At 62.9% G+C, this 23,239-nt stretch carries 31 protein-coding genes and 3 pseudogenes; 22 read left to right on the top strand and 12 right to left on the bottom strand.

What is annotated here, in order from left to right; all coding sequences use genetic code 11:
• The first annotated feature begins 537 nt into the window (after nucleotides 1-537).
• Together AC2W7M_RS02550 and AC2W7M_RS02545 are read left to right on the top strand one after the other, a co-directional pair.
• Entirely contained in the window at nucleotides 538-753 is a 216-nt protein-coding gene (locus AC2W7M_RS02550) for a hypothetical protein (RefSeq protein ID WP_486129788.1), read from the top strand.
• Nucleotides 754-800: 47 nt separating this feature from the next.
• The gene (locus AC2W7M_RS02545; RefSeq protein ID WP_486129786.1) at nucleotides 801-1,406 is read left to right on the top strand and encodes a DNA methyltransferase; all 606 of its coding nucleotides are present in this window, start codon (nucleotides 801-803) and stop codon (nucleotides 1,404-1,406) included.
• A gap of 38 nt (nucleotides 1,407-1,444) precedes the next feature.
• On the opposite strand, the gene AC2W7M_RS02540 is transcribed toward AC2W7M_RS02545, so the two are convergent.
• Together AC2W7M_RS02540 and AC2W7M_RS02535 are read right to left on the bottom strand one after the other, a co-directional pair.
• Complete coding sequence (locus AC2W7M_RS02540) at nucleotides 1,445-1,738, bottom strand: hypothetical protein (RefSeq protein ID WP_486129784.1); 294 nt, start codon at nucleotides 1,736-1,738, stop codon at nucleotides 1,445-1,447.
• Between the two features lie 611 nt (nucleotides 1,739-2,349).
• Entirely contained in the window at nucleotides 2,350-2,673 is a 324-nt protein-coding gene (locus AC2W7M_RS02535) for a hypothetical protein (RefSeq protein ID WP_486129782.1), read from the bottom strand.
• Between the two features lie 178 nt (nucleotides 2,674-2,851).
• Here AC2W7M_RS02535 and mobQ point away from each other — a divergent pair, with 178 nt between their 5' ends.
• Both mobQ and AC2W7M_RS02525 read left to right on the top strand, forming a co-directional pair.
• Nucleotides 2,852-3,778 carry a MobQ family relaxase gene (gene mobQ / locus AC2W7M_RS02530; RefSeq protein ID WP_486129780.1) on the top strand — a complete coding sequence of 309 codons (927 nt, stop codon included), beginning with the start codon at nucleotides 2,852-2,854 and terminating at the stop codon, nucleotides 3,776-3,778.
• Nucleotides 3,745-4,116, top strand: a complete 372-nt coding sequence (locus AC2W7M_RS02525; RefSeq protein WP_486129778.1) for a hypothetical protein — start codon at nucleotides 3,745-3,747, stop codon at nucleotides 4,114-4,116. Before mobQ ends, AC2W7M_RS02525 begins: the two co-directional genes overlap by 34 nt.
• On the opposite strand, the gene AC2W7M_RS02520 is transcribed toward AC2W7M_RS02525, so the two are convergent.
• The gene (locus tag AC2W7M_RS02520) at nucleotides 4,113-5,669 is read right to left on the bottom strand and encodes a type IV secretory system conjugative DNA transfer family protein (protein ID WP_486129776.1); all 1,557 of its coding nucleotides are present in this window, start codon (nucleotides 5,667-5,669) and stop codon (nucleotides 4,113-4,115) included. The genes AC2W7M_RS02525 and AC2W7M_RS02520 overlap by 4 nt on opposite strands.
• A gap of 58 nt (nucleotides 5,670-5,727) precedes the next feature.
• Complete coding sequence (locus AC2W7M_RS02515) at nucleotides 5,728-6,195, bottom strand: hypothetical protein (protein WP_486129775.1); 468 nt, start codon at nucleotides 6,193-6,195, stop codon at nucleotides 5,728-5,730.
• A 3-nt stretch (nucleotides 6,196-6,198) separates the two neighbouring features.
• Between AC2W7M_RS02515 and AC2W7M_RS02510 the strand changes: the two genes are divergently transcribed.
• The gene (locus tag AC2W7M_RS02510) at nucleotides 6,199-6,426 is read left to right on the top strand and encodes a hypothetical protein (protein ID WP_486129773.1); all 228 of its coding nucleotides are present in this window, start codon (nucleotides 6,199-6,201) and stop codon (nucleotides 6,424-6,426) included.
• On the opposite strand, the gene AC2W7M_RS02505 is transcribed toward AC2W7M_RS02510, so the two are convergent.
• Genes AC2W7M_RS02505 through AC2W7M_RS02495 form a run of 3 tightly spaced genes read right to left on the bottom strand, consistent with a single transcriptional unit; the run spans nucleotide 6,427 to nucleotide 7,227 of the window.
• The gene (locus tag AC2W7M_RS02505) at nucleotides 6,427-6,633 is read right to left on the bottom strand and encodes a hypothetical protein (RefSeq protein ID WP_486129771.1); all 207 of its coding nucleotides are present in this window, start codon (nucleotides 6,631-6,633) and stop codon (nucleotides 6,427-6,429) included.
• Entirely contained in the window at nucleotides 6,618-6,986 is a 369-nt protein-coding gene (locus AC2W7M_RS02500) for a hypothetical protein (RefSeq protein ID WP_486129769.1), read from the bottom strand. Before AC2W7M_RS02500 ends, AC2W7M_RS02505 begins: the two co-directional genes overlap by 16 nt.
• A 28-nt stretch (nucleotides 6,987-7,014) precedes the next feature.
• The gene (locus AC2W7M_RS02495) at nucleotides 7,015-7,227 is read right to left on the bottom strand and encodes a hypothetical protein (RefSeq protein WP_486129766.1); all 213 of its coding nucleotides are present in this window, start codon (nucleotides 7,225-7,227) and stop codon (nucleotides 7,015-7,017) included.
• Nucleotides 7,228-8,554: 1,327 nt separating this feature from the next.
• Here AC2W7M_RS02495 and AC2W7M_RS02490 point away from each other — a divergent pair.
• The 6 genes and pseudogenes from AC2W7M_RS02490 (at nucleotide 8,555) to AC2W7M_RS02465 (ending at nucleotide 12,133) form a co-directional block, all read left to right on the top strand.
• A pseudogene (locus AC2W7M_RS02490) lies at nucleotides 8,555-9,652 on the top strand (IS3 family transposase).
• Between the two features lie 114 nt (nucleotides 9,653-9,766).
• Nucleotides 9,767-10,375, top strand: coding sequence for a hypothetical protein (locus AC2W7M_RS02485; protein WP_486129764.1), 609 nt, complete (start codon nucleotides 9,767-9,769; stop codon nucleotides 10,373-10,375).
• Entirely contained in the window at nucleotides 10,372-10,626 is a 255-nt protein-coding gene (locus tag AC2W7M_RS02480; protein ID WP_486129762.1) for a hypothetical protein, read from the top strand. The genes AC2W7M_RS02485 and AC2W7M_RS02480 overlap by 4 nt, the downstream gene beginning before the upstream one ends.
• A gap of 199 nt (nucleotides 10,627-10,825) precedes the next feature.
• Nucleotides 10,826-11,146 (top strand): hypothetical protein, encoded by a 321-nt coding sequence (locus AC2W7M_RS02475; RefSeq protein WP_486129760.1) that lies wholly within the window; start codon nucleotides 10,826-10,828, stop codon nucleotides 11,144-11,146.
• A gap of 460 nt (nucleotides 11,147-11,606) precedes the next feature.
• Nucleotides 11,607-11,810 (top strand): hypothetical protein, encoded by a 204-nt coding sequence (locus AC2W7M_RS02470; RefSeq protein ID WP_486129758.1) that lies wholly within the window; start codon nucleotides 11,607-11,609, stop codon nucleotides 11,808-11,810.
• Nucleotides 11,807-12,133, top strand: a complete 327-nt coding sequence (locus AC2W7M_RS02465; RefSeq protein ID WP_486129756.1) for a DUF3768 domain-containing protein — start codon at nucleotides 11,807-11,809, stop codon at nucleotides 12,131-12,133. Before AC2W7M_RS02470 ends, AC2W7M_RS02465 begins: the two co-directional genes overlap by 4 nt.
• Nucleotides 12,134-12,280: 147 nt before the next feature.
• Here AC2W7M_RS02465 and AC2W7M_RS02460 read toward each other — a convergent pair whose 3' ends face one another.
• The 5 genes from AC2W7M_RS02460 to AC2W7M_RS02440 all read right to left on the bottom strand — a co-directional run bounded on the left by AC2W7M_RS02460 (nucleotide 12,281) and on the right by AC2W7M_RS02440 (nucleotide 14,875).
• Nucleotides 12,281-12,949, bottom strand: coding sequence for a hypothetical protein (locus AC2W7M_RS02460; protein ID WP_486129755.1), 669 nt, complete (start codon nucleotides 12,947-12,949; stop codon nucleotides 12,281-12,283).
• A gap of 121 nt (nucleotides 12,950-13,070) precedes the next feature.
• Entirely contained in the window at nucleotides 13,071-13,289 is a 219-nt protein-coding gene (locus AC2W7M_RS02455) for a hypothetical protein (RefSeq protein WP_486129754.1), read from the bottom strand.
• 18 nt (nucleotides 13,290-13,307) lie between these two features.
• On the bottom strand, nucleotides 13,308-13,787 hold the full coding sequence (locus AC2W7M_RS02450; RefSeq protein WP_486129752.1) for a hypothetical protein: 480 nt from the start codon (nucleotides 13,785-13,787) through the stop codon (nucleotides 13,308-13,310).
• Between the two features lie 320 nt (nucleotides 13,788-14,107).
• Entirely contained in the window at nucleotides 14,108-14,338 is a 231-nt protein-coding gene (locus tag AC2W7M_RS02445; RefSeq protein WP_486129750.1) for a hypothetical protein, read from the bottom strand.
• Between the two features lie 168 nt (nucleotides 14,339-14,506).
• Nucleotides 14,507-14,875: a hypothetical protein gene (locus AC2W7M_RS02440; RefSeq protein ID WP_486129748.1), complete on the bottom strand. Its 369-nt coding sequence runs from the start codon at nucleotides 14,873-14,875 to the stop codon at nucleotides 14,507-14,509.
• Between the two features lie 505 nt (nucleotides 14,876-15,380).
• Between AC2W7M_RS02440 and AC2W7M_RS02435 the strand changes: the two genes are divergently transcribed.
• The 11 genes and pseudogenes from AC2W7M_RS02435 to AC2W7M_RS02385 all read left to right on the top strand — a co-directional run bounded on the left by AC2W7M_RS02435 (nucleotide 15,381) and on the right by AC2W7M_RS02385 (nucleotide 22,957).
• Nucleotides 15,381-15,977 carry a tyrosine-type recombinase/integrase gene (locus tag AC2W7M_RS02435; RefSeq protein WP_486129746.1) on the top strand — a complete coding sequence of 199 codons (597 nt, stop codon included), beginning with the start codon at nucleotides 15,381-15,383 and terminating at the stop codon, nucleotides 15,975-15,977.
• A gap of 120 nt (nucleotides 15,978-16,097) precedes the next feature.
• The gene (locus AC2W7M_RS02430; RefSeq protein ID WP_486129744.1) at nucleotides 16,098-16,382 is read left to right on the top strand and encodes a hypothetical protein; all 285 of its coding nucleotides are present in this window, start codon (nucleotides 16,098-16,100) and stop codon (nucleotides 16,380-16,382) included.
• Nucleotides 16,383-16,503: 121 nt separating this feature from the next.
• Nucleotides 16,504-17,514, top strand: coding sequence for a phage head spike fiber domain-containing protein (locus AC2W7M_RS02425; protein ID WP_486129800.1), 1,011 nt, complete (start codon nucleotides 16,504-16,506; stop codon nucleotides 17,512-17,514).
• 107 nt (nucleotides 17,515-17,621) lie between these two features.
• Complete coding sequence (locus AC2W7M_RS02420; RefSeq protein ID WP_486129742.1) at nucleotides 17,622-17,798, top strand: recombinase family protein; 177 nt, start codon at nucleotides 17,622-17,624, stop codon at nucleotides 17,796-17,798.
• 35 nt (nucleotides 17,799-17,833) lie between these two features.
• Nucleotides 17,834-18,214 (top strand): recombinase family protein, encoded by a 381-nt coding sequence (locus tag AC2W7M_RS02415; protein ID WP_486129740.1) that lies wholly within the window; start codon nucleotides 17,834-17,836, stop codon nucleotides 18,212-18,214.
• The gene (locus tag AC2W7M_RS02410) at nucleotides 18,211-19,263 is read left to right on the top strand and encodes a hypothetical protein (protein ID WP_486129739.1); all 1,053 of its coding nucleotides are present in this window, start codon (nucleotides 18,211-18,213) and stop codon (nucleotides 19,261-19,263) included. Before AC2W7M_RS02415 ends, AC2W7M_RS02410 begins: the two co-directional genes overlap by 4 nt.
• A gap of 274 nt (nucleotides 19,264-19,537) precedes the next feature.
• Nucleotides 19,538-20,110 carry a recombinase family protein gene (locus tag AC2W7M_RS02405; protein WP_486129737.1) on the top strand — a complete coding sequence of 191 codons (573 nt, stop codon included), beginning with the start codon at nucleotides 19,538-19,540 and terminating at the stop codon, nucleotides 20,108-20,110.
• Nucleotides 20,107-21,900 (top strand): HsdM family class I SAM-dependent methyltransferase, encoded by a 1,794-nt coding sequence (locus AC2W7M_RS02400; protein WP_486129735.1) that lies wholly within the window; start codon nucleotides 20,107-20,109, stop codon nucleotides 21,898-21,900. The genes AC2W7M_RS02405 and AC2W7M_RS02400 overlap by 4 nt, the downstream gene beginning before the upstream one ends.
• Nucleotides 21,897-22,361: pseudogene (locus AC2W7M_RS02395) on the top strand (BsuBI/PstI family type II restriction endonuclease); the annotation flags it as partial. The gene AC2W7M_RS02400 and the pseudogene AC2W7M_RS02395, both read left to right, overlap by 4 nt.
• A pseudogene (locus AC2W7M_RS02390) lies at nucleotides 22,297-22,704 on the top strand (BsuBI/PstI family type II restriction endonuclease); the annotation flags it as partial. The pseudogenes AC2W7M_RS02395 and AC2W7M_RS02390, both read left to right, overlap by 65 nt.
• A gap of 109 nt (nucleotides 22,705-22,813) precedes the next feature.
• Nucleotides 22,814-22,957, top strand: coding sequence for a BsuBI/PstI family type II restriction endonuclease (locus tag AC2W7M_RS02385; RefSeq protein ID WP_486129733.1), 144 nt, complete (start codon nucleotides 22,814-22,816; stop codon nucleotides 22,955-22,957).
• The last annotated feature ends 282 nt before the right edge of the window (nucleotides 22,958-23,239 follow it).

Here is a 23,239-nt window from a genome sequence, read left to right as displayed (position 1 = left end):
TATTTCACGCGGCATTTCACGGCCTTTCTCCGCCTGGGGCACCCCGGGGGCGGAAGAAGAGATGAAAAGGTCCGTGCCAGCCGCAGCGGGTCGTCTTCGTTTGAGGCCCGTGGTCGTCATCCGTCAGGCAGGAGCAGTATTGCCCCGCTGTCGCGGGAACTGGTCTTTGGCGGCCGATGGCCGCCAAGCCGTCGCCTGGCATGTTCGCTGTCACGACGGATATCGCCAGAGCGAGCACCGGCGGCTTTGACCCAGGTGGCGAAATTCGGTTCGGCTCGTTCACACGCGAGCTGCGGGGCAGGGGAGGGGGGATGCGTCTCCGGCCGGCCCCTTTTGGCCCGCCACGCACGCAGCCGGGACATTCGGGAGATGCGGCGAGCCCTGCCGCCGGATCAATCGGCCGCCCGCTCCATTCGCTGCGCTCCCGTGTTGCCGATGACCGCCGGACATCCCTGCGGGCTTCAGCTGGCCCGCCGCCTGGACCTCCCGACCGGCCGCGATGGGCGTGGCCGGAGAAACCAAAGGGAGATCCCCGATATGAAACGCAACCAAGCAACCCGCCCCACCCACGATGTCTACGTGGTCGAGGGCGAAGGCGAATCCGCCTACTGGACCCGGATCGGCGCCGCCTGGGCCCACGAGAAGGGCGATGGCCTCAACGTCCAGCTGAGCAGCCTGCCCGTCGACGGCCGGGTGGTCATCCGCAAGCGCAAGCCCAAGGACCAGAGCGACAGCCAGGAGGCGGGGCAATGAGCGCCCCGCTTCCCCCCTCCGGGGGCTCTGTGCGTCACGGAGACTGTGTGAAGCTCATGCGCCGCATGCCCGCGGCCAGCGTGGACTTCATCCTGACCGATCCGCCCTACCTGTGCCGCTACCGGGACCGCAGTGGCCGCACCGTCCGCAACGATGATAACGCCCGCTGGCTGGTCCCGGCCTTTGCCGAGATGTCCCGGCTTTTGAAGCCCGACAGTTTCTGCGTCAGCTTCTACGGCTGGCACCAGGTGGACACGTTCATGGCCGCCTGGCGCGCCGCCGGCTTCCGGCCGGTCGGGCATCTGGTGTTCCGCAAGCGGTATGCGTCCTCAGCTCGGTTCCTGCGGCACGAGCATGAACAGGCCTACCTGCTGGCGAAGGGCGATCCGTCTCTGCCCGAGGAGATCCTCGGCGACGTGCGCGACTGGGTCTACACCGGAAATCGCCGTCACCCCACGGAGAAGCCCGTGGAGGCGCTGCGGCCGCTCATCGAGGCGCTATGCCCTATTCAAGGGCTCGTTCTGGACCCGTTCTGCGGTTCGGGATCGACCCTGGTGGCCGCTATGCGGTGCGACCGAAGGGCTGCCGGCATCGAGCTGGATTTCCGGCACCACCGAACGGCGCAGGAGCGGGTCGCTGCGGCGCTACCGTGACCATTCTCGACCGCCCCGGTCCGGGGCGGTTATTGGTCTCAATCCGGCAAGACGCGGCGCTGCATGGGTGGCACCGGATAATGTCCCACCATCACGTTCCAATAGGCCCAGGAGCGTTCGTCCATGATGCCCGGAGGCGCGTTGTCCACGGCCTCCCGGAATTCGTCCTCGCCGAGGTAGCGTTGCAGCACGGCAACGTCCTCCGGTGTGCCGTAGGTCATCACGTAGACCGCGAAGCGCACCGGGTCGGACAGCGCCTTTTCCGGTTCCTCGAACCAGATCACGCGCGGCGCGACCGCGAGTAAATCGGGCGAATGGGGGAGGGGCCTCACGGTCGTGTCCTCCTCTCACGTACATGCTCGAGCTTTGGAAGCCAGGTCACGTCAACCGTCCTGACAGCGGCAATGAGATCCTTGCGAATGGTTGTCCGCAAATCCGCTAGGGACGGGTCGTCTTGATAGCTGATCGTCAAAACTGAAGCCCCCGCCGAATTCGGTTTTCTTGATGCTGAGCTGTTGGACTAGTACGAACTTTGATCGGCCCCGACCGGCTGAAAGGGAGCGCCCCTGCCAGCTCAGGGCGAGGCAGGGGCGCCATCACCGGTTACGGTCATCGCCGTCCCCGGCTGTACCGTAATACAACTATAACGAGAAAATATCTGTATAGCAATCCTACGATAGAGGCTTTTTGCGTGTCGGCAGAGCAGACACGTGTCGATTTTTTGGTGCGCAGGCGTCATCGCTTTCATAGGAGCTGCGAAAAGCCGTGCAAGACGGGCTTCAGACCCGCTAGGCGCGTCCATCCCCATCATCGGTTTGCAAATATCCTCGGGGTGTGGGGGCAGACAGCCCCCACGAGGCGCGCGCAGCGCTCGATTTTTTCGGCAGGCCTCCGTGGAACGGCGCCACAATCTGTGAAACGCCACCGGACGGGCCCGGCGACATCATCGGGCGCCCTGCGCCAAGGGCGTGGCAAGTAGGACCTCCAGCAGCTGAGGGAGAACGCCGATCAGCACGCCGCCGATGAGGAGCCACGTGCCGGCCGACCGGCTGGGACGGAACAGGCAGAGGATGAACCCGACAGACATCATCCAGATTGCGATGCCAAGGCCGAGCACGAGGTGCAGGAATGGTCTGAGCAGGCACCCCGCAATGGGGCTCCAGCCGAAATGCACCAGCAGCCAGTCGAGCCCGACCGCGGCGAGGAAGAGCAGGAGGAGGATGGCGGCATAGTTGCCGGTGTGGCGTCGGACGGCGGACGACATCATACGATCTCCGGTGGCGGGAGGCGTCTGCTGGAGCTGCGGCGCGATTGGTGCCGGGAACACAGGCAAGGACTGAGATAGGGCTGGCGTCGACAAATGCGCACTTATACATTGCGTTCCGCAACATAGGTGCGCCGCGGCCAGAGGGCGGAGGCACGCCAGTCATCGTTTGGAGCCGGATGTGCCGTCGTACCATTTCTCCGCGCAGGTGATCGGCCGCGGCAAGAAGCGGTCGGCTATCCAGGCCGCGGCTTATCGGGCCGGCGCCTGCCTGCGGGACGAGGACCGAGGCGAGGTCTACGACTTCTCGCGCCGGCGGGGTGTGGTTCATTCGGAGGTCCTGGTCCCCGAGGGCGCGCCGGACTGGATGCGCGACCGGCAGCAGCTCTGGCAGGCCGTCGAGCGCGGCGAGGGCCGGAAGGACGCCCAGCTGGCCCGCGAGATCAACATGGCGCTGCCGCACGAGCTTAGTGCCGGCGAGCGGTTGCAGCTGGTCCGGGAATTCGTGCTCGAGCAGTTCGTGGCCCGCGGTATGGTGGCCGACCTCGCCGTGCATGAACCCGTGCCGGGAAAGGGAGACGACCCCCGGAATTTCCACGCCCATGTCATGCTGACGTTGCGTCAGGCGATGCGGGATGGATTCCGGAAGGTCAAAACGCGCGAGTGGAACGGGCAGGGCACCCTGGACGGCTGGCGGGCGGCGTGGGCCTCGGCGCAGAACCGGGCGATGGAGCGGGCGGGGCACCTTGGCCGCGTGGATCATCGAACCCTGGAAGCCCAGCGCGCGGAGGCGATGGAGCGCGGCGACCGCGCGCAGCGGCCGGTCTCGACCGTGTGCCGGAAATCCATGTTGGCCCCGGGGCTCAGGCGATGGCACGCCGGCAGCGTTCCGCATCGAGCCAGGACCGGGAGGTCCTGTTGCCCCGGCAGCCGCGGCGCAGGACGCGGCCAGAGGAAGGGGCAGGGGGGCGGGCCTCCCGGTCGGTGCGCTATACCGAAATTGACGCCGGCGCGTCGCGTCAGGCGTACAACGCGGCGCGGGTCGCGGACGGTGCCCGGAACCATCAGCGAGAGGTGGAGCGCCTGCAAATGCGGGCTGCTCGATTGAGGCGGGCGGAAGCCCGCTACCTGCGCCAGGGCCGCGACGCCGATGACGGCGTCCGGGACCTTCAGGCAGGGCGTGGGAAGAGCGGATGGTTCGGTTTCGGCTCCGGCAACGCCACGGCAGCCCGGCAGCAGCTCCTTGCAGCCAAGCGTGCTCAGGCCGCCAACCGCGTGCGGCTGGTCCGGCTGCTTCTTGGCCGGGTAGACGGCATTCTCGCGGGGCTGTTTCGGGTCCATGAGCTCTCGCTGCAACGTCATCTGGTGCTGGATCTCCGCGCCCGCGGCGGTCTTGAGCCGTGGCGGACGCGCGAGCAGGGCAGGGGGCGCGACCGTGGCTTCTAGGCGGCCGATCGGGGTCGAGGAGGCGGTAGAAGCAGGGGTGGTGGTGCACCAGCCGCGTCGTATTGGGCCCGCCAGCGATCCCAAAGGCCGTGCCAGCGCCATTCCTTGTAGTAGCGGACCTTTTTCGCCAGGATGGGCCAGCGCACCTGCCGCTGCATGAAGATCAGGCAGCAGTTCTCCGGCAGGCGACGGATCTCCGCCGCGTCCCGCAGATAGCGGCCGCTTTCCGAAAAGCCCTGCTGCATGTTGGCGCGGAGAAGGTCGGTGTTGCTGTGGGACTGCCCGCCGGAGCGGGACAGCACCGTGGTGTGCCCGATCGTGTCCGCGAGATCCTTCGCCGTGGAGAGATCCGAGACCCCGAACTGACCTGGCAGCCGGCATTGGCGAGAAGCTGCGGGCGCGCTCGCCGTAGAGGCCCGCAGTTGCCCGAGGTCCTGCCAGATCAGCAGGGTGTGGGCGTACTCCCGAAGCAGCCCCATGGCCTTCTCCAGAACTTCAAGCCGCCCGAGGGCGGCGCATTCGTCGAGGATCAGCATCGGCTTGTGCCGGGGGCGGGGGAGGTCCTTGCCGCGCATGAGCGCGATGAGCGCACATCCCATCATGACCCGAAGAAAGGGGCGGTACACGTCCAGCGCATCGTCGGCGACCATGATGTATATGGACACCGTTCCGCGATGGAGATCGAGGAACGAAAAGTCCGATCCCGACGTGAGGTGGCCGCCGACCCGATCCTTGCTCCAGAAGGCCATGGCCTTCGCGGTGTTGCGGATCACCGATTTGGTCTCGGGGATGTCGAGGCCTGCCAGCGCGGCGCGGGCTTCCTCCGCCACGGAGGCGACCGGGCTCGCGGCCATGGTCTGGAACAGCTGCTTCAGCCGCTCCCCGTCGGCGGCGATCAGCTCGCGCACCATGGAGAAGGTCTGCAGGTCCTCGGGATAACTGTGCAGGACGTGCCGGATCACCGCCGACAGCAGATGCTTGGCGCTGGTGTCCCAGTGGGACTCCGCGCTCTCCGGCGTCACCAGCAGCTCGGCGATGGCTCCGACGTCGTCAGCCTCGTGGAGGGTGCCGCGGCGCACCATGGAGATCAGAGGATTGAACCGATCGCTCTCGTCCGGATGAATGGCGTCCAGGCGAATGACCGGCCCGAGTGTGCTGCGATAGCGGGCGGTCACAGCGAAATTCTCCCCCTTGGGGTCCGTGACGCAGACGGCGCCCCTGGCGTCGAGGAGGTTGGGAATGACAACGCCGACACCCTTGCCCGATCCCATCGGCGCATAAAGCAGTGTGGCGCCGTCCTTTCGGAAACGGATGAACCGTCCGGCCTTCTTTCCCACGATGACGCCGTGGCGACCGCCCCAGGCCCGACCCCAGATCAGGTGCCGGAGCTTGGCGAACTGGGCCGAGCCATGACTGATGGAGGGGCGGGACAACGCCCGCCCGACTCCCCAGGCCAAGCCGCGCAGCGTCCATTTGACCAGCAGGAATCCGCCCGTCAGAAGCACGACGACGAGACGGATCATCAACCGGAACATGAGATGGAGCACATCCATAGTACAACTCCCAAGTGTGTTCCGGGTCAACCGCTGTGCTGCCTGTCGGGGCAGCGGATCACCGCTGCCGCATGCGGCCCTTGTTCCGCTCGTGCTCGTGGTTTTCGGTGTGGGCCTCGCGGGCGCCGACGCGTTCCTGGAGCCGAAGATAGGTGCGCATGAGATCGGCAAGCTTGTTGTCCAGCAGGACGCGCTGCCGGACCGCATCGCTAAGTTCGTGGATGGCCGCAGTGACCCGCTCCCGTTCCGCGCCGCGCGCGAACAGGTAGTCCCGGCGCAGTCCGAAGTGGTGAAAGCACATCACGCGGTCGTTTCCCGAAATGATCCGCATGGTCTCGTTGAGACCATAGCGCCGGACGCACCGCTTCAGCCCGTGCGCGGCCTTAAGCCGATCAGTGAAGATGGTGTTGAGGGCCCGATGGCATGTTTCCGATAGAAGATCGCGCCCGATGCGGGTCTGCTCGATTGACTGGCGGAGAGCTTCCATGGAGTCTGGCGACGGTATTTCCTGCTGGATCATATTCATGATGTGATCTACCTTGCAGCTATGTGGAAATTGTTGTTCCCCGATTTGAGTGAGGTGGTCCGGGACTGGATCGACGCCTGGTTTGGTCCTCCAGAAGCGGAAGACACCCTGGACGCCGCTTTCGAGGCTGCCCGCCGTCGCTTCCCCGATGACCCCATCTTCCTGGAGGCCCGGGCGATGGCCGATTTGGAGCTGCGCGAGCTCCTCGGTCAGCGTCGGCACGACGCCTGATCACCACGCCGGACGCCGCCGGCGTCGTCGGTGCCGGTGCCTATGCTGCCGGTGGCGGTGGGTGCGGAACCGGCGCTCACGCCAGAGCGCGGCAATCGCCACCCCCAACGCCCACGCCAGCCCGAACAGAGCCCGGCCGCCCAGCTGCACCACGAGAATGGCGAGCCGGCCGGCCAGGTTGATGATGGTGGTCAGGACCGAAGCCACGGCAGCAACAGGCGGACCAGGGGGTCGGGGGCGGGCCTGCGCGGCGCGGGCAGCTGCGCGACGCGCTGAGCTCGCGGCAGTGCCCGTTGGATCGGGCCGAGGTCTCGCTGCACGCCGGTCTTGAAGTCCACCACGAAGCGATGTTCGGCGCAGGTGAAGGGATTTCGCCAGATCCAGGACGGGGTGCCCTGGCGCGTCATCTCCTCGCGGACGAAGGTGGCGCGCATCGTGACAGTGCCAACTGTGAAACAGGGGACGTGCGCCGCCAGCACGGTGCGTGCCTGCTGGGCCGTCAGCACCCGCGGCTTGGGCCGCCGCTTCCTGGATGGCGCTCTGTAGATGGAATCGGACATGATCTGTTCCTTCGGGCTCGAAGATGAATCAGGGCTTTCTGAGGACGAGCGGGACACCGGTCACATCATCTAGGCTGATATATTTGACATCTGTGCTGTACTCACGGTTGTAGACGCCGATCAGGCGACCTTTTCGCCGCAGATACTCACGGAAATACCAACCATTGTAACGGTATACAGGCCCTTCACTCTCGTTTATGAGTGTCTTATAACGGTCCGCCTTCCATTGATCCGTAACCATGTGGAGCTCCTCTTCTCTGTCTATTTGCCAGCAAAGGATTCCTGTTCTCGCGGATCGAGATCCGCGAGGTGATGGGCATAATTTTAAGGAGCCGCTGGGTTGCGGCTGAATGCTTACATGCCGTTCATCACGAGAGGCATTCCGGTGACGTCATCAAGATCCACTAATTTAGTTCTGTCGCCACACCGGTGAAGATAGCGACCAATAAGACGTCCATTGACGCGTAGATATTCGCGAAAGTCCCATCCGTGAACCCAATAGACGGGACCCTCTCTGTCGTTCACGAGTGATTTATATCGCTCCACCTTCCAATGATCCGAAAACATCTGAGTCATCCTTTTGTAAGCGAGGACACAGCTTTTCCGTTCCCACGGAGTTCGCCCCGTAAGATGGTGGGTCTTGAGTCAAAGACCGTGTCTGGATGAAGCAGCGAGATGGGTGATAACTATTGTACGTGCAATAGTCATAGCTCGGCTCATAGATCCGCTATGATCCGGACGCACCTTCGCTGGCGCCATCAAAAGATTTGGAGCTGTGTATAAATTGCTTAGCCGCTCATATCAGCATGAGCCGCGAGATGGACTCGAAGTCCGTCTCGACTGCGCTCACACGCGCATACGTCGATGCGTTGAATTGAGTAGGGCTTGACGTGCCAGCGCTTTCCTTTCCAAAGTTGAAAGTTAAGACGTTCACGTGCGTGCGCAGCGCGTCATACGGATTCATCAGGTCCGACGGATTCCGAAGTCGAAATTCTCGTGAGTCCCCCAGAAGAAGATCGACTTGCGAATCATGCACTGCACCGATCAGTGTCAGTGGTGGACTTGAGTCGGTCAAGCGCAAAAAAAAGGGCACTCCCGGCTTCCAAGCCCGGGAGTGCCCTCCTTGCACACAGTGAACGCCTCAATCCCTTTGGAAAGGAGGCCTTCAAAAATCCAAGCGGGTGATGAAGCCGCTTGGGGCACGAGCCGCAGAAAGCGGCACGTTCGGTTCGCGCCAGAGCGCGAGAAATGTAGTTTAAATGAAAAGGTAATTAGATACCTAATCTCAATTTCATAGGTAGTCAACGAGGATGGATTGCACAGGAACGTTGGCAAGAGGATGAAGCTGAGTCAATTCAAGCCTCTGCCACACGTTATCCACCCCCATAATCCCCACCAACGAGAATCACCATGGGATCTCATCCCCCATGATTCACAGATCTAAGGGCTTGGGAATCTATTTCGAGTTCAATGGACTGAGGCGCCCGAGGGGAGCTGCGACAGAGGTTGACCTGAGCCCCTAGACCTCCTCCAGATTTAGATAGAGTCCGTCGACACGGAGACGGACGATGCGGGCCTCACGGTTCACAGAGGAACAGATCATCGGGATGCTGAAGGAGCAGGAGGCGGGGGCGAAGACCGCCGATGTCCGCAAGCACGGTATTTCCTCGGCCACCTTCTACAAGTTCAAGGCCAACTATGGCGGCATGGACGTGTCCGATGCCCGCCGGCTGAAGGCGCTCGAGGATGAGAACGCCCGCCTGAAGAAGCTGCGCGCCGAGCAGATGCTGGACAACGCCATCCTGAAGGATGTCGCCGCAAAAATGGTGACGCCCGATGCGAGGCGTAAAGCCGTGGCCCACGCCTGTGCCGCGCACGGGGTGAACCAGCGTCGGGCGTGCAAGGCCCTGAGCGTCGATCGCACCAGCATGCGCTATCGGAGCGTCCGTCCCGACGATGCAGGCTTGCGCGAGGCCATGAAGGCCGTGGCCGGCGAGCGCCGTCGGTTCGGCTACCGGCGGATCCACGTCATGCTGAGGCCGGCAGGGCATCCTCATGAACCACAAGAAGCTGCGCCGGCTCTACCGGGAGGAGAAGCTCCAGGTGCGTCGGCGCGGGGGGGGGCGCAAGCGGGCGCTCGGCACACGGCGGCCCATGCTGGTACCGGATCGGATCAATGTCCGCTGGAGCCTCGACTTCGTGTCGGATGCCTTCACGGATGGCCGCCGCTTCCGGGTGCTGGCCGTGGTCGACGACTTCAGCCGGGAATGCCTGGCGCTGGTGGCCGACACCTCGCTGTCCGGCCTTCGGGTGACGCGCGAGCTGGATGGGCTCATGGCCATCCGGGGAAAGCCCTCGGCCATCGTCTCGGACAACGGTGCCGAGCTGACCTCGATGGCGGTCCTCACGTGGTGCCAGCAGGCAGGCGTCGAATGGCACTATATCGCCCCGGGCAAGCCCATGCAGAACGGCTTCGTGGAGAGCTTCAACGGCCGGTTCCGGGACGAGTGCCTGAATGAGACCCTGTTCTCGAACCTGGCGCAGCGCGCGCCACCATCAGCTCATGGAAGGAGGACTATAACCTCAACCGACCACATTCGGCGCTGGGCCATCGATCCCCTGCCGAGTTTGCCGCAACACTCACACTGGAAACCGTGGCCGCCTGAGGCCACAAACCAACATGCGGACTCTCTCCTGAACCGGAGGAGAAATGGGGCTCAGGTCACGCACCTTCCTCGAGTCGCAGAAGGAAGATTATGGAACAAAAAAGAGGCGATAGAATGCCGTTCAATCAATTCGGCTTTGAAGAGGTCGATTTTGCGAGGCACTTCGAGCAATTTGCGGAGCCCTTCCTAGTCGAAGGAAATATGGAAAACAACGCCTACTTCTTGCACGAGGCGCAGCAGAGCCACGTGGATTCCATAAACAATGCCATTTCTGAGCTATTGGGCGACGCTCTGTCGCTATTGGCTGCCATCGACTCCACCGACCAGGCTGGGCACGTCTTCCGCTTCGGCGTGATGCGGCGCCTGCGGATGATCGATTCGGCCTTCAAGACCTTTCAAGGCATCGTCCCTCCCAGTCGGACAGTGCCCTTGAGCCAACAGGAATCCGATCAGGCTTGTCGGGACCTCAATGCAATCTACATCAACATCCTGGGCTTACTCGATAACTATGCCTGGACGGCGGTCCATCAGCTCGCGTCTCCCCGGACGCAGGCGGAAAATCCCTTGGCGATCGGCCTCTTCAAACCCACGTTCGTGGCGGACGCTGCCCTGCAGGCCCTGGCCGACATCGTGCGTCCCTTTGGTGACTGGGAGAAGGAGGTGAAGACCCGCCGCAACCCGGCCGCGCACCGCATGCCCCTCTATGTCCGCCGGCGGCATTGACGCCGGCGGATATTGTTGAAGATGGGCGGCTGGAGGGATTGATCGCACAGGCTTTCGATAACAGGGACTTTGCCAAGGTGGAGGCTCTGAGGGAGAGCCAGCGGCGTGTCGGCATACTCATTCCGCGTTTCTTGCATGATCCCGAGGGGCCGGTGCTCGACATCTACCCGACCGTTCCGCAGGATATCGGTCAAACTGTCCGGGTCGGCCGCCTGGTGCAGGAATTTCTGCGCGAGCGCGCTGCCTCATAGCCTTGCTGGGTGGAGCAACAGCTTAGACGGTAACGCAGCACAGATTCGGTTTGTCATCAAATTATTGAAATATTTAACATAATTGCGATTATGCGAAAACTTGACCACGCCGTAGGCGCCATATGGCCGTTGCGTCCTCAAGGCTGTGGCCCAACGCAATGTTGCCAATGTTTCTGGTTTGTTCTACATGGCTCCGCCCATGGAGCGGCTGTGGCAATTCCCCTATGTCATCGTCCGAGTGGACTGCCCCCTCTGCAAACGGCAGGGCAGCTACCGGCTCGCCCGCCTCGCCCAACTCCACGGCGCGGAGATTACATTGGACGAGCTGCTGGACGTCCTGGCCTACGGATGCCCATGGCGCGATCCGCTCCGGCGCCCGCCGCGCAAGTACCACGCCAAGTGCGGCGCGCGATTCACTGATCTTCACCGAGGCGCGCCGCGGCCTCCGGACCTTCCGGCCGGGCTTGCCGGCCTGAGGGTCATTCCCGGTGGAAAGATCGACGAGACGGGGACGGACTAGATCACCGGGGTTGCTTCCACGATCCCGCACCTGATGCAAATTGAGCGCGCCCCTCGTTGCCAATGAGCCGCCGGTCCACCTCCCAGACCGGTTTCGCCTAGCCAGGAGCGACGGGCCGCATATAGCCTGTCGCCCGCTATTCCTGCCCGTTTTGTCGGTGCCACGCACCGCATGCCGGCGGGGTGCCTCCTCAGCCTTCCCATGCGGAGGGCTGCGACGGCGCTCCGGCCGTTTCCATGTCCCCCCTCCTCCTTTTGAGGCCTCGTCCACGCGCCTGCGGCCAGACGGTTGCGGGATGCGCCGGGACGGGTCCAGGTCAATCGGCTGCCCGCTCCGGGCCGCTGCGCTTTCCGTGTTGCCAATGACCATGGCGCGCCCTGACGGGCTCCCGCCGCCGTCGCCCGGTTTCCCCCGACCGGCCGCGATGAGCGTGGCCGGGAAACTCAACAGGAGAACTGCCATGAAAAAGCCAACCGAAACCCGCCGCCCGAGCCACGCGGTCTATGTCATCGAAGGCGAGGGCCAGAATGCCTTCTGGACCAAGGTCGGTGCCGCCTGGCAACACGAGGATGGCGAGGGGTTCAACATCCTTCTGTCGGCCTTGCCCGTGAACGGCCGCCTGGTTCTGCGAAAGCCCAAGCCCCAAGAGGAGGCGGAATCATGAGCGCCGATCGCATCCGCGAGCTCAATGACGCATTCCGTCAGCATCTGCGGGGCCCTGGACGGGTCCTGCTCACGCGGGGCGTGTCTATGGCTCCGGCCGAGCAACAGGCCCGCGTGATCGAAGCTGTCCGCACCTTCGAGGCCTTCGACCCCGAGAATGATCCCTACGGGGAGCATGACTTCGGCTCGTTCGAGGTGGACGGCATCCGCCACTTCTGGAAGATCGACTACTACGACCTCAGCGAGCTCTATGCCTCGCCCGACCCTGCGGATCCCGCGGTGACCCTGCGGGTGCTGACGATCATGCTCGCGGAGGAATATTGAGCCAATGCGCTTCGGGAGCCGCCTTCGGGCGGCTCTTCGTCATGTGTGGCGGTTGCGGTAGCATTCCCGCGCCCGTTCCAAGCCCTGACCGGAATGGGCAGGCGGGTCGCGAGCGATGCATCGCGACCCCGCCACCTCCCGATGGATTCAGTTCAGGGGCGAGCAGCTGCCCAGGACGGAATAGCCGCTTGTGATGCAGACGTTGGATTGCCCGGGAAGAGACCCGCAGGGGCTCATGCGAAGTTCGTAATCCGTGCTGTTGTTTCGCTTGCTGATCTCGAATTCATGAAGCCGGTTTCCGACGCGCTCGTACCAGACCATTGAGTAAGTGCCGGTCACCTTGCCGCGGATATAGCTGGCGCAGCTGGACGGTACATAGTCAAAGCACATCACGTCCTTGCCCTTCAGCGCGCGTACCTCGACATACGATCTGGCCCATGCCTTGATATTCTTGCACGCCAGCTTCAGCTCCGAGCGCTCCACATCATCCTTTCGGTAGAAGTCGCCCTGCATGCGCTTGGTCATGCCCTCGAAGGTGCAGGATGTGATGGAAACTCCGTCCTTCCCTCCGGCCGACAGCTTGCCCGTGCACGAGGCTTTGTCGGGGAAGTCCAGGGTCAAGGTGTTGTCCGCGGTTCGGCCCCACTGCCCCCGGGAAGCCACGCCGTTGGCATCGGTCAGCTCGAAGGAACCGTTCGCGGCAAATTCGATGGACACCGGCCGCTCGCGCCCGAGGCGCTCCGACAACCAGTGGCCGACGACCAGGTCATCGTCGCCGCAGCCAGGCAGCAGCAAGGCCAGGCCGAGAATGAGCATGCGGACGCGCATGAGAAGCCCTTTCCGGCAAGATGGTTTTGGCGTCAGGATCAGGATTTAGCTGTGTGCAGATAGGCAAAGCCGGAAGCAAGGCCGACACCAGTCAGGATGCCGAACCATTTCAGCCCCTCAACAAGGTCTGGTATCTTGAAAATATCCTCTCGAATTGTTCGTCAAAATCCAGAAGAAGCCTGAAAGAAGAAGTCCGGCGCCGAGCAGCAACGCGCAGACCAGAGAGATGACGCAGACAAAACAGGCACAGGCCGCCAACGATACCCTCGTCCCCCATCCAGTTGAGCAGAATGATGAGCAGGATGACGGCAATTCCGACCGCGAGCATGAGAGCCTCCGTCTGGCATCACGAGCGGCAGTACTCGCCGATGAGGCGGCGGGCGATGCCCCGATAGCGCTGGTGCTTCTCGACCAGCTCGGCGTTCGCCGCGAGCGAAGGGCAGAGGCTCAGCAGGCGGTCCTTCTCCGTGTAGGATGGCAGTTCAGCCTGCACGACCTTGCATTGAATGCTGGCGGGGCATGTCAGCAGCTGGCGGCAAGGCGCGTACTCCGCTTGCGAGCGTGCAAGGCCATCCGCCTCCGCCCTCTCCCATCGGCGGGCGCATTCCGCCGCCGAGAGGGATTTGGGGGCCGGCTTCCCACCATCCGGGCCTGAGGGGCCCATAGCTGCACCGCTGCCGGCGAGGCGGCAGGCCTTGGCGAACCTTGCGAACGCCGCCGGCGCCGAGACCAGGCTGAAGCTGGCCTGGGGCTTGCCGCCCACCTGCACGGTGAGGGTCCCGGCGCTCCGGAACAGCCCATAGACCGGATGTGACGGCCCGATCATCGGCCCCGGCCGCCTTCCTCGTCCGGGCGACCTCCGCCGCGAGCTCGACCAGCTCGGCGCCCCTGGCGAAGCGCAGGGTGGGTTTCTGGCCAGGTCGCAGGCCCTCGGCCGGGACCACCAGGGAAACTGTCTTCCCGGGCTCCACGCACTCCAGGAAGGGCCCGGCGAACTCGTCCGGGTAGGCCGGGTGAGTCCAGCCGAACTTGGCGCCCGCGCCCTGCTCCGTGAAGACCGCACGCCACTGCCCGCCACTTTGGGCCGTGGCCTCGGACGCGCCGAAGGCCATCATTGCCAGGCCTGCGGCCGCTGCGGTCAGACGCCTAGCCATGACGGCGGCTCCAGAAATACCCGGCGGCGGCGAACGCGAGCGCTCCGGCTACGCCCGCAAGCCCGATGTGCTGCCACAGCTGCGCCTTGAACTGCGCATCCATGGGATGCGGGCTTAGGAGCACGCCGAGCGGCACGGGCATGCCGAGGATGGTCGGCCGCGTGAGAACCCCGATGATCGCGCCGACGATGAAGCCGACGGCGCCAAGTCCGGCAATAGGCATGGGACACCTTTGGAAGCAGTGAGAGGTTGGACGCGCGATCAGGCCCCGGTGATGTGCCGGACCTCGTTCAGCAGGAAATTTCCGACCCTCTTGCCCCGGTTGCGGAGCTTCAGGGCGGGGGTGTTGTCCACGAAGTAGGTGTGCAGGATCGTGTCCCGCGTCCGGACCTCAGGTCCGACCTGATCCACCGAGTCGCGAGTGCGCGCGCGCGAAGGCATAGCCCGTGTTGGGCAGGAACGACATTTTACGGGCCAGCTCGAACCCGCCGTTCGGCTTGCGCCGGTCCATGCGGGTGCCGATGTGGCTGATGCTGTCATCCTCCGGCAGGTAGAGCTGGATCGTGATCCCCTTCCACCGCGTGTCTGTGTGAAAGCCGATGCTGTAGCCCACCACGTCGCGGGTCAGCATGGGCACGGGGTACATGCCCGTTTGCATGAACTCGGGGCCGAAGCGCCGTTCGAGACCCGGGGCCAGCCGCCGCATGAACGCATCCCTCAGCTCGGGCGCGTGCAGGGCCTTGCCCACCAGCGCCCACACCGCCCGCTTCTCGGCCGGGAGGTGGCGGATGTATTCGGGATAGAGGTCGATCTTGACGCGGGTGGCGGAGCCGTCCGCCTTGATTGTTCTCTTTGTTGCGCCCCTTGAGGGCGCGATACTCCCGGGCTTCCGGCATGGCTTCGCGCATGCGCCGGTACAGGTCGGCCGGGAAGATGTCGGACATCTCCAGGTGCCAGAACGGATCATCGACAAGGGGGGCGCGCTCCACTGCCGCCACCATGTGGGAGACCGCCTCCCGCAGCGCATCCGCCATGTGTGCCTCGCTTCAGAAATGAGGAGGCACTGAACAGAATTACCCAAAGTGTTATCCCACTGATTTAAGGCAAAAAAATTTCCGCTTGCGCCCCGATTCACGCCTCGTGTACAACTGCCGAGCCTAGGTTAGTTGCGTATTCATGCTGGTTTCTAACGCACTGAACAGAATGGGTAACTCTGTTCAGCAGCAAGTGCCCGTTGCTGGAGAGACCGGCAGGGACACACGAAAATGAGCCAGTACCACCTGGCGCAAAGCCTGTATGCCTATGATGGACAACGCAAATATCTGACGGAGGTCGAACGAAAGAGATTTCTCAAAGCCGCTGAGGCGGCCGAAGGCAAAGTGAGAACCCTCTGCCTGACCCTTGCCTACACAGGATGCCGAATCTCGGAAGCCCTGAACCTCACCGCGAACGACGTGCAGCCCTCATCGGCCTTGGTTGCCATCCGCTGCCTCAAGAAACGCGGGAAACTCGTGGTCCGGGAAGTGCCGGTGCCCATCGCCCTCCTCGATGCCTTGGAGGCGGTTCACCACCTGGAACAGCAAGGGACATCACCAGACACCCCCACCCGTCTATGGCCCTGGGGACGAACCCGCGCATGGCGCCTGGTCAAAGACGTGATGGAAGCAGCGGGGATCAATCAGCTGTCAGCCTCTCCCAAGGGCTTGCGGCACGCCTTCGGGGTCCATGCGGTTCGTAGCGGCGTCCCGCTAAATCTAGTTCAGAAATGGCTTGGCCACGAGGATATTGCCACGACGGCCATCTATACAAATGTGCTCGGTCCGGAAGAGCGCGAAATCGCAGAACGGATGTGGCGGCCCTAGTGGCCGCCACTTTTTTTATGGGCTGTTGCAAAATCTGCGCCTTGCCCGCCACATAGGTGCATATGGAACGGGCAGCCGGCTTTCATCCACTTGAGTAATAATAAGTATTGATGCAGGCTCGTGGCCATGAACGGCCGCTTTTCAATTATCTTGATTTTTGCAATTACATGTATGGTACAGTTTATATCCTCTCCAACATTTGGCCAAGTCCCTCAGATGGTGCCGAACCGGCCCGACTGGTGGCGTGGTGGCGCTAGCTTGGAACTAGATTTCCTGCGCAATCGCTACATGGTCAGCACCACGGCAGCGGTGGTGACCGGCACCAGCTTGACCGCCTTCTTGGCTGTCTCGAACGGGATTTTTCACGCAGCAGCACTGCCACTTACTTCGACGCCGATGGAGTGATGCGCACGGCAGCCGCAAACGAACCCCGCTTAGACCACGATCCTCTGACCGGTGAACCGCTAGGCTACCTGCATGAGTTGAACAAAACCAATTTTCTATTTCCATCCGTTGACCTGACAGCCTGGACGGCAAGCGGCACGGTGAACGTGCTTCCCACACCACCGCGCCGGATGGCGCCGCCGCTTATTCCCTGGTCGCGTCCACGTCGCAAGCAGGGCTGTGGAAAAGCTTTGCCACTGCCAGCGGGGGGTCAAGCACCGTCAGCATCTACGTGAAGAACGTGGCTGGCAGCGGCGCCGTTGTGGTGGGTAACGATAATCCCGAGGAAGTGGAGGGGGGCCAAGCATTGGTTGCGTTCGACGCTACCGCGGGCAGCGTGACTTCAATGACGCCCGCAGTGGCTTGGCAAAACGTTCAGCCGATGAAGAACGGCTGGTATCGGCTTTCCATGGCCTATACGTCTTCGGGCACCGCGGGGCGCATGGTGGCCTACCATGCAAGCGATACGCCGGGTGAAAACGCGTTCTGGGGCGCTCAAGCGGAACGCGGTTATTTTACCACTACTGCTAGCAGCTATATCCCCACGACCATAGCCGCCGTAGGACGGTCGCAAGATGCCTTCAATATGAGCGACGCAATTAACCTCGGCTGGGCAAGTCCCGATGGTGAAGGGACAATTTATGTCAGCGGGGCGATTTACGAGCTCCCGTGGGCAGCCAATTACTGGCCCGGATTCTTTAATTTTGCAGAAAATTCAGATTCTGGGAACACAATCCATATGCGTACAAAATATTACCCTAATAATAATTTCTATATAGAGCTTTTTGTGGGCGGTGCATCGCGCGGCGGTTTCGCTGAAATAGGAGAGTGTCTTGCCAGTGCCCATCAGGCCAAGAATCGCACACGCATGGCATTTGCCTTTCAGTCCGGAAATCTTCGGGGAGCGTGTGGTGGCGTGTTGGACGGCGCCGCCAGCACGTACGCGGCCCTGCCTTTACCTCTATTCAATAGACTATCCCTGGGGAGGAGCCGCGCAAGCTATATGCGGGGACATATCCGGCACTTCACATATTTTCCGTACCGGGCTCCAGACTATTACCTGGAAGAGATTACCCGCTATCCAGGGGACTAAGCGTCAATAGACCTTGCAAAAATCAAGAGTTCTGCAAATTTCCTTTGGCCATGAATCCTCAATGGGTTATATTTGCGTAATATAGGTACGAAAGTCAGGCCCGAAACATGCCTCCGCGAGCCGCCCGCAACATCACCTCGGCCGACGCCAACCTGGTCGGCTATGCGCGCGTCTCCACCTTCGGCCAGACCCTCGACGCCCAGGTTGAGCAGCTGACGGCGGCCGGGTGTTCCCGCATCTTCAAGGAGAAGGTCAGCGCGCCCGGGCCGACCGGCGCGAGCTGAACCGCCTCCTCGCTACCCTTGGGGAGGGCGACCAAGTGCTTGTCACGCGAATTGATCGTCTGGCGCGCTCGACCTTCGACCTGTTCGCCATTGTCCGGCGGATCGTGGACGCGAAAGCGCAATTCCGCTCCCTCGCCGAGCCGTGGGCAGACACGGCCACCAGCACGGGCCGCCTGATGCTCGCCGTCCTCGGAGGCCTCGCCGATGTGGAACGGGACCTGATCCGCACCAGGACGGCCGAGGGCCGCGCCCGTGCCAAGGAACGCGGCCAGGTGATGGGCCGCCGGTCCTCGCTGAGCCCCCAACAGAAGCAGGAGGTGCGCGAGCGCCTGGCGGATGGCGCCCAGCTCGCAGACCTGGCGCGCACCTTCAACGTCAGCCGCTCCACCATATCCAGGCTGAGGCCCCGCCCATGAAAAAGCTCGTCTTTCCCTTGGTGGCTTTGGAGGTAAGCGCTTTGACTATTGACGCTGAGCTATTCGGGCCGGACGCCGGTCTTCACCAACAGATGTACGCGACTATTGCGCCGCGCATCATCAGCGGGCCCTGGCATTGGTTCAATTGGTTGTTCGCTCAAGGCGCCAGGAGGTCTTTTGTGGCGCATTTAATCAGGCTCTGCGCCGAATGTGAGCTGAAGATCCCAGGGTTGGGATGGTCTTTCCTCGATGACGTTGCCTCGATCTCGGGCCGTGAAAAATATGAGCCTCACTACGAAATGCTCATGCAGAAGCTTAGTGAAATTCTAGTCGTTCATCGCCTGCTTTATCTACCATGGCCGGATGGTACTACGTTCGCGCACGAGCCGGCCGCTGTTCCGCAGGGAAAACGGCCGGAACTAAAAGTCGAGACGAATGATATAATATATTTGTTTGAGGTGAAGGCTCCAGCGCTTCTATCGCACCAGCGCGCGCGTGGGCAAAATCCCGTACAATTTCCAGGCCGTATGTTTGATGTTCCCATGCGCGATCTCCTTGCTATGGGCCACGAGCCGACTTTGCCACGCGACAATCCAGTTAAGGACTTCCTGTCTAGCGCGGAGGAGAAATTCGCTCCTTTTCAGGGTGAAAAGGAATGCCGTGGCGTTCTCGTAATCGTTTGGGATGATCACATATTTGAGCCGATCACAAGCTTGGTTCATGAACCAAGCCAAGGCCTTTTAACGCCAAATAGCTTTGCAAAGGTCAATGACGTCCCCGTCCAATACCCTCATGTTGATGCTGTCGTGATCGTGCGGCACCTACTATATTTCCAGCAGGGAGCGGCTGAGAAGCTTGTAGAACGACGACACGCCTTCGATTTCGGGGAGCCGGGGGATCTTCCGAATGTCCTGATTTCCATTCCGGGCGGGAAGGCCTTGCCGGATTTCATTGTCACCGTATTACGGGCTTTGCCGTACGACCATGAGGCAATCCGCGATTTCTCTGACTATCGACCAAAGGAATTGGTGATGTGGTTTAATGTCTGATGCGCAGTACATTGCCTCCCGCCCGCTGCAAGCACATACGAAGCCAAGCTCCTTCTGATTGCCCAGCATGGCACCCAACGACCGGTCGTCACAAGGCCACGCTGTCGTTTCGAAGAGGCCGAAGAGCCGGAGCGGCGGCGTAGGGAACTCATTGCTAGGCCTTGGTGCGATTGACCGCCAAAGCGTCCCGGAAAGGAGCGGTTTCGGCACACTTTTTAGCCACCCGTGAAATCAAACGCTTGCGAGTCCCGAAACTCTGTCCCAGAATCGGCCTATGAAAATAGGCTATGCCCGCGTCTCGACCGACGACCAGAATCTGGACCTGCAGCGCCACGCCCTGCGCGCTGCAGGCTGCGAGAAAATATTCCAGGACCAGATATCGGGGGCTTCGACCAAGCGCCCGGGTCTTGATGAGGCCCTTGCGCTCTGTGGGCCCGACGATGTGCTCGTCGTTTGGAAGCTCGACCGTTTGGGCCGCTCGCTCTCGCATCTCATTACGGTCGTCCAGGAGCTGGGCGACAAGGGTTGTGGCTTCCAGTCGCTTTCCGAGAGCATCGACACGACGACCGCCGGCGGGCGGCTGGTGTTCCACCTCATGGGCTCGCTCACCGAGTTCGAGCGGGCACTGATAGCAGAGCGCACCAAGGCCGGTCTGGCCGCAGCGCGCGTGCGCGGTGTTCGGATTGGCCGCCGCAAGGCGATGAACCCCGAGCAGGTCCGCCATGCGCGTGCCTTGCTGGAGGCCGGAGAGCGGCCGACCGATATCGCGCGAACCTTGCAGGTTGGCCGCTCGACCCTCTATCGCGCCCTGGACGTGCAGAATCCGAGACGGGGGCAAACCCGATGAGCCTGGCACTGACCAAGCCAAAGGCGGTCCGCAGGCCGAAGTCGCCTGCCCTGGAGCCGATCCGCATCGAATTGGCGCGTGCCCGCGTGGTGGCGCGCGCCTGGGCCGCCACCCTTCAAGAGGCTCGCCGCTCCAGCCAAGCCGTTCTTTTCGCGCGCGCCGCCCTTGAGGAGCTTGTGGCGGTGGCGGCCCCGAGCATCACCCTGAGCCCGCTTTTCTCTCCAGTGAAGGGGGCTCTCGACACGACGGCGCTGCAACTTGCCCGGTCCATGGGGCAGCTTGCTGCCGCCCTCCCCGCCATGGAGGGGTGCAATGCGCTCACCAGCCTCTACACCACGCTGCTCCCCAGCAAGGAACGCAGTGCCCTCGGCGCCTTCTACACACCGGCAGCCCTGACCCAGCGCCTCCTCGATCTTGCGGCGGAAGGCGGGATCGACTGGAAGACCGCCCGTGTCCTCGATCCTGCCAGCGGCGGGGGCGCCTTCCTGCTTGAAGCCGCCACGCGGATGCGGGCGAGTCTCGCCGGTTGCGAGCCCGCCTTCATCCTCGCTCAGCTTGGCAACCGCCTTTCCGGTATGGAGCTCGATCCTCACGCGGCCTCCCTTTCGCAGGCCGCGCTGGAAATCTCGCTCGCGGACCTCGCGGAGGCGAGCGGGCGCGACGTGCCGGTGTTCATAAAAGTCTGCGATACGCTCGAGGAAGAACCGAGCGCGACATATGATCTCGTCGTCGGCAATCCGCCTTATGGCCGGGTGCAGCTGACGCCGGCACAACGCACCCGCTATGCACGCAGCCTTTACGGCCACGCCAACCTCTACGGCGTCTTCACGGATATCGCCCTGCGATGGGCACGTCCCGGCGGCATGATCGCCTACCTCACACCGACGAGCGTGCTGGGCGGTCAATATTACGCGGCCCTTCGTCAGCTGCTGGCGAAGGAGGCCCCGCCCGTCGCCATCGATTTCGTGCATGCGCGCAAGGGCGTTTTCGAGGATGTGCTGCAGGAGACGCTTCTGGCGCTCTACCAGAAGGGCGGCGCGCGCACCCGTTTCCAGGTCCACTATCTCAATGTTGAAAGCGAGCGGCAGGCTCTTCTCACCAAGAATGGCAAGGTGGGGATGCCCGCCGATGCAAGCGAGCCCTGGCTTGCGCCGCGCGAACCGGGGCATGTCCGGCTGATCACCGCGGCCGAGGGCCACCCTGCCCGCCTCGCGGATTGGGGATACGAGGTTTCAACTGGTCCTCTCGTGTGGAACCGGTTCAAGCCCCAGCTGCGCGCGAGAGCTGGGCAAGGCCTGCACCCCATTATCTGGGCGGAAGCCGTCGCAGCGGACGGGCGCTTCATGTTTCGTGCCGACAAGCGGAACCATGCGCCCTATTTCAAGCCTGAGCGCGACGACGAATGGCTGATCGTCAGGCGCAGCTGCGTCCTTGTCCAGCGCACGACCGCCAAGGAACAACAGCGCCGGCTGATCGCCGCTGAACTGTCCCAGGAGTTCATCGAGACGCATGGTGGAGTGGTGGTCGAAAACCACCTCAACATGGTGCGGACCACGGGCAAGCCCAAAGTCTCTCCCGCGGCCGTCGCGGCCGTGCTGAACAGCGATACGATCGACCAGGTGTTTCGTTGCATCAGCGGGAGCGTTGCCGTATCGGCTTTCGAGCTGGAGGCAATCCCCCTGCCCCCAGCCGCCGCCATGGCTCCGGTCGAGCAACTGGTACGGCGGGGCGCATCGCGCGCGGCGATCGAAAAGGCGCTCCGTGCCATCTATGGGCTGAAAGCGGCATGAGCCTCCCTCCCCTCCTCTCGTGGCAAGATATTCACGCGCGGCTGCCGATCATCTTCCCGGAGGGGGCCGCCAATCGTGACCACTCCATCTGGGAAATTTCGGCAAAGACGATCTTCGTCATGATCTATGCGGGTGCCGTCGAAGGGGCGGACCTCTGGGTGCGACCAGATCAGGTGACGCGCATGACGGACGAGCAGGCCGCGCAGGCGGCCGATGATGCCCGCCTGGCATGGGCGAAGGCGTCCGTCCGGCCCAGCAAGGCCGATGTTCCTGGGCGCTGGTACGCCGTCAACACACGCGAATCGATCCGCGACGACACGATCCGCTATGCGCTCATTCAGAACGGCGCCGTGATCGAGCGGCCCGGCCTCTCCACCACTTCGCCGGCTGGCCGATATGCCCTGCAGGCCGGCTTTGCGGACCTGTTCGCACCGGATCTCGATGAGGCGACGTTCATCGCGAAGGCTGCAGCCTGGCGCGAAAAGCACCTCAACGCCGGCGCCCTTGCCCGCATCGCCATCGTTCGGAAGGGCGCCGCCGGCGGCGGCGAGTACGAGCTGGTTACCTTCCAACGGCGAAACGCGTCGAATGACGACCGGGCCGAGCGCCGACATTTCCAAGGCCGTCATCGAGGTTTTCGCCCCGAAATTCCTCCAGAAGCCTGGCGTTATCGCTCTGAGCGAGAGCGGCAACAAGGTGGTGGCTCGGGACGAGGAGTTGGCAAAGGCCATCGGACTGACGATCCCGGCCGACAAGAGCCTCCCTGATATCGTCCTGGTCGATCTTGGCCCTGCCCATCCCCTCCTGGTCTTTGTGGAGGTGGTGCATACGGACGGGCCGGTGAATGAGGCCCGGAAACGGCGCTCCTCCAGATTCGGAGGGGGCGGGTTTTCCATCCGAGCATGTCGCCTTCGTGACCGCCTATCTCGACCGCGCCGGCCAGCCGTTCCGCAAGACCGTCAGCAGTCTTGCCTGGGGGAGCTACGCCTGGTTCGCGTCGGAGCCGGACAGCCTCATCGTCTTCAGCGGCAAGCCGTTGGGGATCGTCGGGAGCTAGCTCATCCGGCTCCGGAAGGGCACCTACTTGCTCATGGGCGGCGCGCGCCATTGATCGTGGGCGGCGGCGGCAGAACAACGGCTTGCGCGATTTCGTTAGCTCTCAGCGGCGCGAGAATCCGACGCATATTCTCATCCCACTGCGTCGCGCTTCGAGCAAGCTGACGTGCTCCCCTGAGTTCCTGCCACGGATAAGTTGGGTCCTTCGATCAGGAGAAGGACCATGCGGCGCAGCCGTTTCAGCGAGGAGCAGATCATCTCGGTGCTGAAGGAGCACGAGGCG

The organism is Xanthobacter sp. BG11Y11_SDJG (assembly GCF_057364445.1).
Note: the sequence above shows the minus strand (reverse complement) of the source record. Positions and strands in the feature narration are given on the sequence as shown.